The following is a 321-nucleotide window of genomic DNA, read 5'->3' as shown; positions in this document are numbered from 1 at the left end:
GCTGGGCTCAGCGTCGGTGGATATGGCAGGCGTTGCCGACGGCCGCATCGGCGTATGGTTCCAGCGCGACGTCGCAGCCTGGGACTGGCTGCCTGGGTATGCGCCAACGGGCGAGAGCTGGATTGGTGGCCCCAATCTCCCGACCACTCGCATCAACCTCGATGGCACTGTTGATGACCTCCGGGTCACTGACCGCCCCCTCTCGGAAGTCTGCGCAGCGACCTACCTCCACACCACGGTGGTGAGCTCGAGCGAGGAATCCGAGGCCACGGCTACCAAGTCCTGGCTGGATGCGGTGTCCCGCAGCGCTACCTGGCGCAT

At 66.0% G+C, this 321-nt stretch carries 1 pseudogene; it reads left to right on the top strand.

From position 1 onward, the window contains the following. Window positions 1-103 (top strand): annotated as a pseudogene (locus tag ACXIUA_RS01870) (inositol monophosphatase family protein); the annotation flags it as partial. Between the last annotated feature and the right edge of the window lie 218 nt (window positions 104-321).

This window comes from Corynebacterium sp. UMB8791 (genome assembly GCF_054166365.1).
Note: the sequence above shows the minus strand (reverse complement) of the source record. Positions and strands in the feature narration are given on the sequence as shown.